The following is a 12421-nucleotide window of genomic DNA, read 5'->3' on the forward strand; positions in this document are numbered from 1 at the left end:
GCACCCAAATGGGCACAGCTTTTCTTGCAATCCGTACTTTTACGCGCGGGAAACGTATGCTTCCGTACGAGTATCGATGATCAGACGCTCTCCTTCTTCTACGAAGAGAGGAACGTTTACTACGAAACCAGTTTCCAAGGTCGCTTTCTTTGTTACGTTAGAAGCAGTGTCACCTTTTACACCTGGCTCACATTCTGTTACAACGAGTTCAACAGTATTCGGCAATTGAATACCGATTGTTTCTCCGTTGTACTGCATGATTTGCACGTTCATGTTTTCCTTGAGGAAACGCAGTTCACGTTCGATTTGTTTTTGAGTGAACGTCATTTGCTCGAATGTTTCAGTATTCATGAAAGTGTATTCATCGCCACTAGCATACAGGTACTGCATCGTGCTGGATTCAATCCGAGCAGGGTTTACTTTTTCGCCGCCGCGGAAGGTCATTTCTGTCGTGTTGCCGCTACGCAGATTACGCAGCTTGGAGCGAACGAATGCCGCACCTTTACCTGGTTTTACGTGTTGGAATTCTAGCACGGTAAAAATATTGCCATCCACTTCGATTGTCAAACCGGTACGAAAATCGTTTACAGAGATCATGGTAGTCCTCCCAAATCAATCAATAACAGAATAAGTATAAATTACACAGGCAAAATGAGCAACTCTTTCGTGGACTTGTTCAGGTTCTCGTGACCATCAGCTGTAATCCACACATCGTCTTCGATGCGCACGCCACCAAGACCTGTTACATAAATGCCTGGCTCCATCGTAACGAGCATACCTGGCTCCAATACGAAGGTGCTTACGGTCGACAACCCTGGCAGCTCGTGAACTTCCAGTCCGAGACCGTGACCTGCGCTATGTCCATAGGCATCGCCATAGCCTGCTGCTGTGATGATATCTCTCGTTGCTGCGTCCGCATCTTTTGCGGATACACCTGGCTTCAATGCTTCTAAGCCTGCCAACTGTGCACGCAAAACGATCTCGTAGATTTCTCGCATTTTCGGGTCTGGCTCTCCGACGGACAACGTACGTGTGATGTCAGAATTGTAACCCTGATAAGCAGCACCAAAGTCGAGCGTAACCATTTCCCCTGCTTGAATCACTTTCTCGGACGCACGTCCATGTGGCAAAGCGCCGCGTACACCCGACGCTACGATCATATCAAAGGCAGAGCCCGTCGCTCCTTGTTTGCGCATGAAGTATTCCAATTCCAAAGCAACATCGGATTCGCGCACACCTGGCTTGATGTAGCCTTGAATATGTGTAAACGCAGCTTCTGCGATACGAACCGCTTCCCGAATAATGACCATCTCGGAGTCGTCTTTATACATACGGATTTTTTCAAGCAGACCGCTTGTTGGTACCAGCTCCACTCCGTCAAATCCTTTGTTCCATTCCTGATAGGTGCTAAAAGACACGCTGCTCTCGAATGCCAAGCGCTTGATCCCTTTCTCTTGCAGGAGCTTTGCGATGGCTTCAACAGCTTTTCGCTCGTTATTTACTACCGTAAAATCAGGTGCTTGTTCTTGCGCTTGTTCCACATAGCGGAAGTCAGTGACGAGAAACGCCTCTGTCTCGGTGACAATCACCCATCCCGTTGATCCAGTGAAACCACTCAGGTAGAAGCGGTTCTCTGTTTTTTCGGTAATAAACGCCTCTGCTCCAACTTGTGTAAGTGCCTCGCGCAATTTATGCAGACGTTGTTTCATGGCTGCCTTTTCCCCTTTTCGAAAGCTTTTATTTTTTTTCGATTTTACGGACGAGCGCTCTTAGCGCCCATTCATATCCATCGATTCCCAACCCGACAACTTGTCCAATCGCAATAGGAGCGATGACCGAGTGATGGCGAAATGTTTCTCGTGCATGAATATTGGAAATATGTACTTCAATCGTTGGCAGAGCCACACTGGCCAATGCGTCTCGAATCGCATAGCTGTAATGTGTAAAAGCCCCTGGATTGATCAAGATGCCGTCATGGACACCTCTCGCCTGATGAATCGCGTCGATGAGGACACCTTCGTGATTCGATTGGAGATGCTCAAGCACTCCGCCCAACTCATCCATGACACCCGTCAGGATTGTTACCACATCTTCCAGCGTTTCCCTTCCGTAAACATCCGGCTCCCTTGTCCCCAATAAGTTCAGGTTGGGCCCGTTCAGTAACAAAACGGAAGTCATCGACCATTCCTCCCCCATCATCTACATTCTTCGAAAAAAGTTTTTTTACTAATGAAACATTTTACCACAAGCCGTCCTGGTTCCATAGTGGGCATTCATCTAGACAACATTTTAAACATTGTTACATCCATTTTGACAAGGAAAGGAGAAATCCTCCTACCTTGTGGACTCATTCCAAGCATGATTCTCGTCTGATTGCTCGAGCATGATTGTCATCCCGATGAACAAGCCAAACGTCAGATACCAAGCCCCTTCCGTACTCAAAGTGGCTACTTCCCAATTTCCGATATGAAAGAAGAAGCCCGCTATTACTAGCATGACTGCCCCGTAGACGAGTCCTAGCCACCATGCACGGATCCGGCTAAAAAGCAAGCTGAACACAAATGAAGCAACGACTGTTTCAACGAACAGCACGATGGCACCAAGGCACAAGCTCGCAAACGTATTTTCATCCTCAATACTGATAAAGGGGCGTGCAAACGCTCCGACTCCGTACGGGGTCATGTTCAAAAAGTGAGCCATCAAGCGAATGAGCCCCCAAATGATTGTTCCCCAGAAAGCGACCTCCAAAATCTTTGAAGTCGAGAGTCTTTTACTCCCTTGCCTGCTTTCCTCCGTTTGGGATACTCGTGCTTGTTTGTGCTTCCGTCCTGTTTTGCTTACTTCCATTTCCATCACCTCTGTTCTGTAGTATGCTCTTCCTCAAAGCTTTTCACTTTTGCTTTACATTTGTTGGAAAAGTGCGAACTCCTTGTAGCTTCAAGTCGCCATTTCCGTTAATATAGTAGTAAGGATGGTGATTGTATTGGCGCAACAAAACGTACCTAGCTACGGCGGTCAGGCCGTCATCGAAGGAGTTATGTTCGGTGGCAAAACCATGACTGTTACAGCTGTTCGCAAAAAAAATCATGAAATTGAGTATTTTGAATCCCCAAGATCGGAATATAAATGGATTACTACGCTAAAAAAGATTCCGTTATTGCGTGGGATTGTTGGTTTGGTCGAAGCCAGCGCCAATGGGGCCAAACATCTCAACTTCGCCTCTGAACAATACAGTATGGAGTCAGGAGAAGAGGTTTCTGAAAGTCCATCGAAGCTCACCATGATTTTAGGTGTTGCTGTCGTCGGGGTACTTTCCTTCCTGTTCGGCAAATTCGTGTTTACACTCGTTCCCGTTTTTCTGGCCGATTTCTTACTCGGTAAATGGGTACCGGATGGCGTTCCTCAAACGTTGGCTGAAGGCGGATTTAAAATCTTGCTCCTCCTCGGTTACATTACAGCCATTGCACAAGCTCCGTTGATTAAAAGGCTTTTTCAATACCACGGGGCTGAGCATAAAGTGATTAACGCATTCGAATCCGGGGTAGAATTAACAGTAGCCAATGTACAAAAATTTTCCGCCCTGCATTACCGTTGCGGGAGTAGCTTTCTCATTTTCTCGGTGCTGGTCGGTGTTGTGATTTATTCGTTATTCAGTTATGACTCCCTGACGGAGAGGGTCGTACAACGCATTGTTCTTTTGCCACTGGTCATCGGTGTATCCTATGAAGTTTTGCAGTGGACAAACAAGCTCCGTGATGTACCAGTCCTACGTTACCTTGGTTATCCAGGATTGTGGCTGCAAAAGATCACAACTCGTGAACCAGATGACAGCCAAGTCGAGGTAGCCATCGCTTCGTTCCAGAAGATGCGGGAGCTTGATCAGAAGCACGTGCAGGAAAGAATGGTTACGACCGGATAACGTGAGGCATTTTTATTCCCATAGAGGTGAGGCCCTATGTTACGCCGCATTCCACCAGTGATAATGATAGTGATGGTATTGGCGATTTACGGATTTTTGATGACGCTCATCAATGATCCTGTCAGTACGATTGTCATCCTGGGATTATCCGTTGTACTTTTCTTGGTCGTGCGCAACTATTTACAAACCGGCTCCTTCTTTTCACAAGGCGCAGGCTCTGGCAAACCTAGACAACCGAAGGCCAAGGTGAAGCCAAAGCCCTCCATTTCTCGGCAAGCTGTGAAGAAGCAGTCGACTACCCCGAGAAAAGATCATCCGTTTCGTGTGATCGAAGGCAGCAAAGGAAAGCAAAAAGAGAAGCAAGACGAAAAATCGCAAAATAATATCTCCCACTAAAAACAAGAACAGGTTGCCTGAATCGGCGACCTGTTTTTTTATTAAACCAGCATTTTCGGAGAGCTATTGCGAAACACTTTGACGTAATCTTCAAAATCCCATTGTGCCAAAAATTTGTGAGCCGCTGCCTCCCCTGATTCAAACAGTTTATGTCTCATTTCTTTTGATAGCTGAAATTCGGTGGTCCTCACCCCTAACGTATGAATGAAAATCGTCCGAACGGCTTTCGCCTTTTCTACATACAGGCGGTCATGCGCATCTAGCATCGTCGCAAGCAATCCCTTCGAGAAGGAAAAAAGGCCATTGATGCTCGTCGCTTCTCTCTTGTCTTGGTCATCACTTAGGCGAAAACCAATCGTCGGCCACCGCGGTGTCCCCGGTACATCAAATAACCACACGGGGTAGTTACTCAATAATGCGCCATCGACGATGTAGTGGACATGTCCAGCACTTGCCAGCTTTGCAGGCTGAAAAAAGAACGGAATAGACGAAGACATGCGAACCGCTCGTGCCACAGGAAAATGATCTGGTTCTACACCATACCGTGCCAAATCGTCGGGAAGTATCAGCATTTTTCCGTCAGTGACATCTGATGCGACAACTTTCAGCTTACCAGGAGGAAGATCTCCAAATGTTCGAACTCCTTTTCTCCGTAACAAATCCTCTATGAACAACTCGATTCGATCTGCTCGATAAATCCCTTCCCGCACGACTAGTTCATAGAGTGGTCCGATGAGAGGGAGCCTGCCCAGCCCTGAGCGCTTGAGAAAGTGTAGGTAATCCAGCTCTTCAAAGATCGGTTTCAATTCATGGCTGGAGTAGCCTGCGCCGAGCAAAGCTGCTACAATGGAGCCTGCCGAGGTACCAGCGAGTCTTTCCCATGTGTATCCATTCTCCTCCATGACTCGCAAGGCACCGATAAACGCGATTCCTTTTACGCCACCACCTTCAAAGACCGCATCCGCTTTCACCTTGTTTCCCCTCCCTAAAATTCCTCTCCATTTTCCATGTATAAGACGACAGCTTTTCCGTTACCACAAAGAAAAACGCAAGCCTGGTCGGCTTGCGCTATAATACGATAAAGATATAGACTATTCCTCTTTTTGCTCATCTAACAAACGAATGTTACGAAGCTCTTCTATTCGCTTTGGATCTGCCTCGAAGTACTGAACCAGATACTCCAGGCATGTAATCGATTCCCAGCTAAGATGGTGCTCGATTCCTTCCACATCCTTATAAATATGCTCTTCATCCAAGCCAATGATCCGCATAAATTCTTCCAGCAGACTGTGACGGTCCACTAGGCGTTTTCCGATTTTCTTCCCTTTTGGTGTCAAGACAAGTCCACGGTATTTTTCGTAGACCAAATACTTGTCTTTGTCCAGCTTCTGAACCATTTTCGTGACCGAAGAGGGATGTACTTCCAACGCTTCAGCAATATCGGAGACACGAGCATAGCCCTTTTCTTCAATTAAGTTGTAAATGCGTTCCAAATAGTCTTCCATACTCGGCGTCGGCGGCATTGTGAACCCCTCATTTCCAAACCGTTATTTCATCTAGCCAAAAAAGGCACGTAGAAATATGATACCGTGTAATGAGAACCATTTGCAAGCAAAAAGTACCTATCGCAGCTGTTTTTCTCGTGTTGGGTTCATCATTTGGACATATTGTACGAGTTGTTCTCCCAACTGCTCCATGCGTGCCTGCAAACGCTCATCCTTCAGCTTGCCTTCTGGTGTAAAGGCATTGTAAGCACTTGGGATGGAAGGGCTAGATGGCAATGGCCATGCGTGCAGGTTGCGCATGATTAACTGCAAGGTGTTGACCGTGTTCGTAGCACCCATGCTTCCCCCAGCGACGCCAATAATGGCAACCTGCTTGTCGCGCAATATACGGGCTTCCAGGAAGTCAATGGCATTTTTCAAAGCGCCTGTCATTGTGCCATGGTATTCAGGCGAACCGATCACAAGCCCATCCGCGTCAGATACCGCTTTGACAAATTGATGGACAATTTCAGGATACGTACTGGTATCGTCACGATCATCATACAGCGGCAGCTTCCAGTCCGCGAGATGGATCATTTCAATATCGGCACCTGCAGCCTTCGCTGCTTCGAGTACAATATGAATCGCTTGTTTTGTCGTAGAATTGGCATTCATGCTTCCAGCTATTCCTACAATTTTCATGGTTTCACCCCATCGATAATCTAAATACTGGTATGTTCATCATTATATTCCATTAAGTATATTTTGTAAACATATATGTTTATTTAATATCGTGTGTTCTGAACATACCTGTTTGTCTCATACACTTGTACCAAGTTGCAAGTGAGGATGATGCCTATGGACAAAGTCGCTTGGCATATCGCCGTACTTTTTGCAGGGTCTGCGTTAGGCGGATTCTATTTGGGTGGATATGAGTGGTTACGCTTTTTTACTTATTTCGGTTCCTGGGGGACGATTGGCATTGCACTTGCGGCTCTTGGCCTCGGATGGTTCGGTGTCCAGCTGTTGACCTTTTGCCATCGCAAGCAAATTCGCTCCCTGTACGAGCTGTACTATGTATTGTGTGGTGAAGCGTTCGCTTCTAGCCTATCTGTCATCACCCACATTCTGCTATTGGGCTATACAGGAGTCATGCTTGGCCAACAGGCAGATTTCCTCTTGGAGGAGTTGTCTCCACTCTGGTTCATCCTTCTGTCCATTACAGCCATCTTCTTTATCATAAATCGTTGGAGATGGATTGTCACTGCAACAGCCCTATCTCTGTCAATCGGTTTATTATTATTCGGATTGATTTTCAGCGCACAATCCCATGTTCCCATACCGAGCTTGGGTTATCAGATGAATGTGAACTGGCTAATTCACTCTGTATTTTTCCTTGCCTTGCATTTTCTCATCAGCTTGGCTACGACTCTGCCACTGGCAGTACATGCATCCCATGAGCGAACTGTTCGGATGGGGGCAATCTTAGGAGCTGGAATCTTCCTTTTGTTTACGATGTTAGGTCAAGCCATCCTTCTTGCCCATTGGCATGATGCCCACGCCTCTGTGCTGCCCATCAAGCAAATTTTAGTCCAACTGATGACGGGAGGCGATTGGCTCCTTGCTATCCTCTCCCTTGTGCATGGCGGAGTCATTCTCGCTGCCCTACTCTACTCGTTGACACATCCCATTGCAACCCGTCAACATCTGCAAATGCTGCCGTTGATCGTCGTCATGCTGCTTACCGTCCTTGTATTCTCACTGCTCCCACTCGTTGTTCCGTGGAGTATTTCTATGATCGCCAGTGCAGCGACCTATTGCGGCATGTTCTTAATGGGCTGGTACGTTTGGAAGCGTCAGAATTGAGCACAAATAAAAAACAAGCTTCCCAGTGGTCAAGAAAACTCTTGACCACATTTTTCGTGAAGCCTAGCAGCTAACCGCTCTTTATTTTACCACAAATAAAAACGTCCCCCAAAGGAGACGGTTACTGCAAAGCCTCACTCTCCGCTCTCAGCTGTCCCCCACTTGGAGAACCCATCGGATAAGGTGGCGTTGTTTGTTCCGTAATTTTGTGGATTGCTGAAAGGACCGCCTTTGCTGCTGTTGCTATTTGTTCCCGATCAATTTGCGCTAAAGAGTCCTCTGTTGCTTGTCCCGACCCTGCATTCGTCACAAGAGCCGTAGGAATACCTGCTGCGGCCAAAAAGCCCGTTGCACCATTTCGTTCTCGCGTCCTTTCCTTGTCGGAAGGAGACACCCCTGCTTCTCTCAGGAGTTGGATTGGCAAATTTTCGTTGCCCAGCGAATTGGTTGCAACCAACTCTGCCTTTTGACTGCCAACTCCATCGACATAAAAGGCTGCAATCATGGCTTGTCGGTCTTTGACTGATAAGGAATTCGCATATGCTATCGGGCCTCTGCTTCCCGAAGTAACACCACCGAAACTTACGAACCTCACTTCGGTATCGATCGGCTTGTCAGCCATATTACGCGCTATTTCAAGTAAGGCTGCTACACCAGAGCCATTGTGATTGGCCCCAGCCGACAACCCAGCGGAATCATGATGAGCGGATACCATGACGACTTGCCCCGTGTCGTTTTGATTGGGCTTTTTGCTTGCCACGATATTATACGAGGTTTGTTTGCTGGTTATGGCTCCTTCTACCTTTACGGTTCCCTTTATGTGCGAGTTGTCCCTAATGCGTTTTTGGAGCTTCGAGCCATCAGCCTTGGACAAAGCTATCACAGGAACAGCCATATCTAACGGTTCGCCCAGCGAAGCATTCCAGCCTTCCACTCGATCATTCCAGATGATAAGAGCAACGGCTCCGGCAGCCGCTGCTTGGCGTACTTTTTCTCCGAACGGAATCTCTCCTCGTTTGACCAAGGCAATCTTCCCCCGAGATGCATCATTCGCAAAATCAACCGCTCTTCCCAAGCCTGCATCCACCACTTCTGCTGTCGCGGTTCCATTGATCCCAAAAGCAAATCCGCTCGCTGTCCATCTTTGATCCGGCCATTCTTCCATGGTTAGTGATAGAGTAGTAGGTTTTCGATACGTATAATAAGAAAAGGGATCGAGCTTGGTCGTGTACCCGTAAGAACGAAGAGTATTTTCCACATAGACAGCTGCTGCAAATTCCGTTTCTGTAGCAGGTGGACGGGCTGTTCTTGCCAGTTGCTCGACATGGCTGTACAGACTTTCACTATCGATCCAATCTTGATTTTCCTCTGCATGAGCATGATCTGAAAGGAAAGGTAACGGCAATATCGTTCCACAGACAAGCAAGGCACATAGCGCATAATGACGGACAAATCGCATGGCATTCTCCCTTTCCTTCGCTCTTTGCATTTATTATGGGCGGTTATGACAAGTAGCGTCTAGTCAGAATAGTTAGTCAAATAACATCATCCTGCGCCACCGCCGGACAGCTTTCGTTTTCCTTCTCCCAAAACGTCGATTTTTCGAGTGACTTCCCTCCATATGAATTCTTAATAGAAAGGTACTTTCTTACGTAAAATTATTGATAAAGAAAAGGCGACTTTCAAATTGACCTATGTCCTTCCCTTTTGCTAAGGTGGAATCAACAAAAAAACCGTTTGAAAGAAACGGATTGGAATCCATTGAGGGGGAAGTACCATGCTGTATGTAGATGGCAAATGGGTAGAAGATGGGCAAGTGGCTGTTGATCCAGAAGACCGTGGTTATAACTTTGGGGATGGCATATATGAGGTAGTACGTATTTATAAAGGGCGCATGTACCAATGGGATGGTCATCTCACCCGTTTGTTCCGAAGTGCCAAAGAAATAAAAATGGAGCTTCCATGGAGCCATGAAGAACTGACTGACTTAGCCAATCAGTTGATCGCCAAGAACAACATCACGGAGAATGACGACGCCAGCCTTTACCTGCAAGTATCTCGTGGCGCCTCACCGCGTGTACACGATATCCCGTCTGGTATCAAGCCTGTGATCATGGGCTTTGTCCGTAGCAAGGACCGCCCTGTCGCTGATATGAAAAAAGGCTGGACAGCTCAGCTCGTCGAAGATATCCGCTGGCTGCGTTGCGATATTAAAACGCTCAATCTGTTGGGGGCTGTTCTTGTCAAACAATACGCAAAGGATGCAGGTGCCCAAGAATCGATTTTGCACCGTAACGGCGTCATCACAGAGTGCAGCGCCTCCAATCTGTTCGTCGTGAAAAATGGCGAGCTGTATACGCATCAGGCTGACAATCTGATCCTGCACGGAATTACTCGCCAAGTAGTCATTGATTTGGCTCGGGACAATGGCATCACCGTACATGAAGAAGCATTCGACATTGCTTTCTTGCAACAAGCCGATGAAGTATTCCTCACCAGCACGACCGCGGAAATCATGCCGCTCATCTCGGTAGATGGCGCCGCAGTCGGCAACGGACACCCAGGACCTGTCATACTTAAACTACAAGACTTGTTTGAACAGCATATCAACACAAGTGTACTCGTATAATGAAAAGAAGCTCTCCCGGTATGAACCTCCATCCGAGAGAGCTTTTCTTTATTGATTAACGACGCAGATTCCATTCGTCTGTGGCATAGCGCGTACTCACGAGTTCTTCTGCCAAAGCGAGTTCTTCATCCGTTAGCGTTGACGGAATCAATTCCACTTCCAATCCGGATGCAAAGCCTTTCGAGAACGCCTCGATGGATTCTTGGAGACTGATTGGCCGAGGGCTTACTTCGTTGATCGTCACTGCTTTTTGGCGGAAACTATCGATCATCCGTTGTTTTACCCGCTCCGATGGGAAATGTAAGAGCGAGAATAGTAAATCTACGTCCATATCAAGCAGAATGGAGCCGTGCTGAAGAATAACACCCTTTTGTCGGGTCTGAGCGCTTCCCGCTACTTTTTTCCCCTCTACTACGAGTTCATACCAAGAAGGCGAATCGAAGCAAGCAGATGAACCTGGAGAATTGTACTTTTCCTTCTCCTCTTCACTCGCCAGCGAGACCATTTCCGCTGAGAGTCCAAGGTTTTGAAATCCGTGTAGCAGTCCCAAGCTAATGATTTTGTAGGCTTCCGTCACACTTGAGGGCATTTTCGGATGGTCTTCGGATACAATGACACTGTATGTCAGCTCCTGATCATGCAGAACAGCACGCCCTCCGGTTGCTCTGCGAACAAAGCCCAGTCCTCTATTTTGAACTTCCTCCAGATTGATTTCCTTGATTGCCTTTTGGAAATAACCAATCGACAGTGTCGCCGGGTCCCACGTGTAAAAGCGAACGGTCGGGGGAACCTTCCCCTCACTGTGCAACTGCAAAATTGCTTCATCTACTGCCATATTCATCGCGGGTGACATTGCTTCCGTCACGATATAGCGCCACTGTTCCATCTATGTACCTCCTCATTCACAACGCCTTCATTGTACGCTTCTGGCACGAAGGACGGCAAGCTTTTGATGGGCTAATTTGAACGGGCCGTCTCCTGTAAAATAACCATGACCTGCGCCAATGCATCTGTTTTCTGCTCATTTTCTTCGCGCATTCGCTCCAAGATGGTCTCCCTGTTCTTATGCAAGTGATTCACTGCTCGATAAAAGCGCTCATCCGTCAGCTCTTCTTCCAGCAGCACATGACATAAGCCCTGCCTTTCAAAAGACTGCGCATTCAATATCTGATCCCCCCGACTTGCTTCACGGGACAACGGGATCAAGAGCATCGGCTTTTGCAGGGCTAAAAACTCATAGATCGCATTGGAGCCTGCACGTGACACGACAAGATCAGCCATCGCCAGCAGGTCTGGCAATTGCTCCTGTACATATTCGAATTGTTTGTAGCCTGCCATTTGAATCGTTTCATCGATTTGATTTTTGCCGCAGATATGTACGATCGAAAAATGCTCTAGCAAGGAGGGCAATGTACCACGCACTGCCTCGTTAATTCTCCGTGCTCCCAAGCTCCCACCCATGACAAGTAGGACAGGCTTTTTGGCTGAAAAGGAGCAATAAGCCAGCCCTGCTTCTTTTCGACCTTGTTTCAGCTCTTCTCGCACGACTGCGCCTACGTGAATCCCTTTGTTTTTCGGCACTTTCGAAAGCGTATCTGGAAAAGTTACGCACACTTTACTGGAAAAAGGGACAGCCAGCTTGTTAGCGAGACCAGGCGTCAGATCAGATTCATGGATGACGACAGGAAGTCGGTTTACCCAGCCCCCAAACACTACAGGTACAGAAACGAAGCCTCCTTTGGAAAAAATCACATCCGGCTTCCACTTGCCAAGAAAGCGAGAAGCTTGCCAAATGCCTTTGAGGACTCGCAGCGGGTCACTCACGTTTTTCCAATCGAAGTAACGTCGCAGCTTCCCCGAAGAAATGCCTATATAGCGAACATCCGGATGGCTGGCGACTAACTCTCGTTCGATTCCTGTCGCAGAACCTATGTAGGCAACATCCCAACCCAGCTTGATAAAATGGGGAATGAGCGCAAGATTCACAGTGACGTGTCCTGCCGAACCGCCACCAGTAAAGACAATTTTTCTCTTCATTCAGCTCGAACCCTCCCCTGCTTCTTCTTCCCCCATGATAGCACCAAACGGAAAGAAAAGCCGCCCGTAACAACAGGCGACTTTTCCTGG

General features: G+C 47.5%; 14 protein-coding genes. 4 read left to right on the plus strand and 10 right to left on the minus strand.

Features of this window, described 5'->3' with window-relative positions; all coding sequences use genetic code 11:
• Nucleotides 1-39 precede the first annotated feature (39 nt).
• From efp to C7R93_RS04505, 4 genes are all read right to left on the minus strand, one after another.
• Nucleotides 40-597 carry an elongation factor P gene (gene efp, locus C7R93_RS04490; protein ID WP_106837657.1) on the minus strand — a complete coding sequence of 186 codons (558 nt, stop codon included), beginning with the start codon at nucleotides 595-597 and terminating at the stop codon, nucleotides 40-42.
• A gap of 41 nt (nucleotides 598-638) precedes the next feature.
• Entirely contained in the window at nucleotides 639-1709 is a 1071-nt protein-coding gene (locus C7R93_RS04495; protein WP_106837658.1) for a M24 family metallopeptidase, read from the minus strand.
• Nucleotides 1710-1737: 28 nt separating this feature from the next.
• Nucleotides 1738-2178 carry a type II 3-dehydroquinate dehydratase gene (gene aroQ, locus C7R93_RS04500; protein WP_106837659.1) on the minus strand — a complete coding sequence of 147 codons (441 nt, stop codon included), beginning with the start codon at nucleotides 2176-2178 and terminating at the stop codon, nucleotides 1738-1740.
• A 156-nt stretch (nucleotides 2179-2334) separates the two neighbouring features.
• Nucleotides 2335-2847: a YqhR family membrane protein gene (locus tag C7R93_RS04505; protein ID WP_167402430.1), complete on the minus strand. Its 513-nt coding sequence runs from the start codon at nucleotides 2845-2847 to the stop codon at nucleotides 2335-2337.
• Between the two features lie 124 nt (nucleotides 2848-2971).
• On the opposite strand from C7R93_RS04505, the gene C7R93_RS04510 reads away from it, so the two are divergent.
• Both C7R93_RS04510 and C7R93_RS04515 read left to right on the plus strand, forming a co-directional pair.
• A complete protein-coding gene (locus C7R93_RS04510; protein ID WP_106837661.1) occupies nucleotides 2972-3919 on the plus strand; it encodes a DUF1385 domain-containing protein in 948 nt (315 codons plus the stop codon).
• Nucleotides 3920-3955: 36 nt separating this feature from the next.
• Entirely contained in the window at nucleotides 3956-4315 is a 360-nt protein-coding gene (locus C7R93_RS04515) for an ABC transporter C family protein (RefSeq protein WP_106837662.1), read from the plus strand.
• 41 nt (nucleotides 4316-4356) lie between these two features.
• Here C7R93_RS04515 and C7R93_RS04520 read toward each other — a convergent pair whose 3' ends face one another.
• The 3 genes from C7R93_RS04520 to C7R93_RS04530 all read right to left on the minus strand — a co-directional run bounded on the left by C7R93_RS04520 (nucleotide 4357) and on the right by C7R93_RS04530 (nucleotide 6501).
• Nucleotides 4357-5286, minus strand: coding sequence for a patatin-like phospholipase family protein (locus C7R93_RS04520; protein WP_106837663.1), 930 nt, complete (start codon nucleotides 5284-5286; stop codon nucleotides 4357-4359).
• Nucleotides 5287-5406: 120 nt separating this feature from the next.
• Nucleotides 5407-5838 carry a transcriptional regulator MntR gene (gene mntR, locus C7R93_RS04525; protein WP_106837664.1) on the minus strand — a complete coding sequence of 144 codons (432 nt, stop codon included), beginning with the start codon at nucleotides 5836-5838 and terminating at the stop codon, nucleotides 5407-5409.
• A 99-nt stretch (nucleotides 5839-5937) separates the two neighbouring features.
• Nucleotides 5938-6501, minus strand: a complete 564-nt coding sequence (locus tag C7R93_RS04530) for an NADPH-dependent FMN reductase (protein WP_106837665.1) — start codon at nucleotides 6499-6501, stop codon at nucleotides 5938-5940.
• A gap of 156 nt (nucleotides 6502-6657) precedes the next feature.
• Between C7R93_RS04530 and C7R93_RS04535 the strand changes: the two genes are divergently transcribed.
• Nucleotides 6658-7665, plus strand: coding sequence for a hypothetical protein (locus C7R93_RS04535; RefSeq protein WP_106837666.1), 1008 nt, complete (start codon nucleotides 6658-6660; stop codon nucleotides 7663-7665).
• Between the two features lie 121 nt (nucleotides 7666-7786).
• On the opposite strand, the gene C7R93_RS04540 is transcribed toward C7R93_RS04535, so the two are convergent.
• Nucleotides 7787-9124, minus strand: a complete 1338-nt coding sequence (locus tag C7R93_RS04540; protein WP_106837667.1) for a M28 family peptidase — start codon at nucleotides 9122-9124, stop codon at nucleotides 7787-7789.
• Nucleotides 9125-9442: 318 nt separating this feature from the next.
• On the opposite strand from C7R93_RS04540, the gene dat reads away from it, so the two are divergent.
• Entirely contained in the window at nucleotides 9443-10294 is an 852-nt protein-coding gene (dat, locus tag C7R93_RS04545; RefSeq protein WP_106837668.1) for a D-amino-acid transaminase, read from the plus strand.
• 55 nt (nucleotides 10295-10349) lie between these two features.
• Here dat and C7R93_RS04550 read toward each other — a convergent pair whose 3' ends face one another.
• Complete coding sequence (locus C7R93_RS04550) at nucleotides 10350-11180, minus strand: lipoate--protein ligase family protein (RefSeq protein ID WP_106837669.1); 831 nt, start codon at nucleotides 11178-11180, stop codon at nucleotides 10350-10352.
• Between the two features lie 71 nt (nucleotides 11181-11251).
• The gene (locus C7R93_RS04555; protein ID WP_106837670.1) at nucleotides 11252-12331 is read right to left on the minus strand and encodes an undecaprenyldiphospho-muramoylpentapeptide beta-N-acetylglucosaminyltransferase; all 1080 of its coding nucleotides are present in this window, start codon (nucleotides 12329-12331) and stop codon (nucleotides 11252-11254) included.
• Nucleotides 12332-12421 lie beyond the last annotated feature (90 nt).

The sequence above is a fragment of the Brevibacillus fortis genome (genome assembly GCF_003013395.1).
Lineage (GTDB): Bacteria > Bacillota > Bacilli > Brevibacillales > Brevibacillaceae > Brevibacillus > Brevibacillus fortis.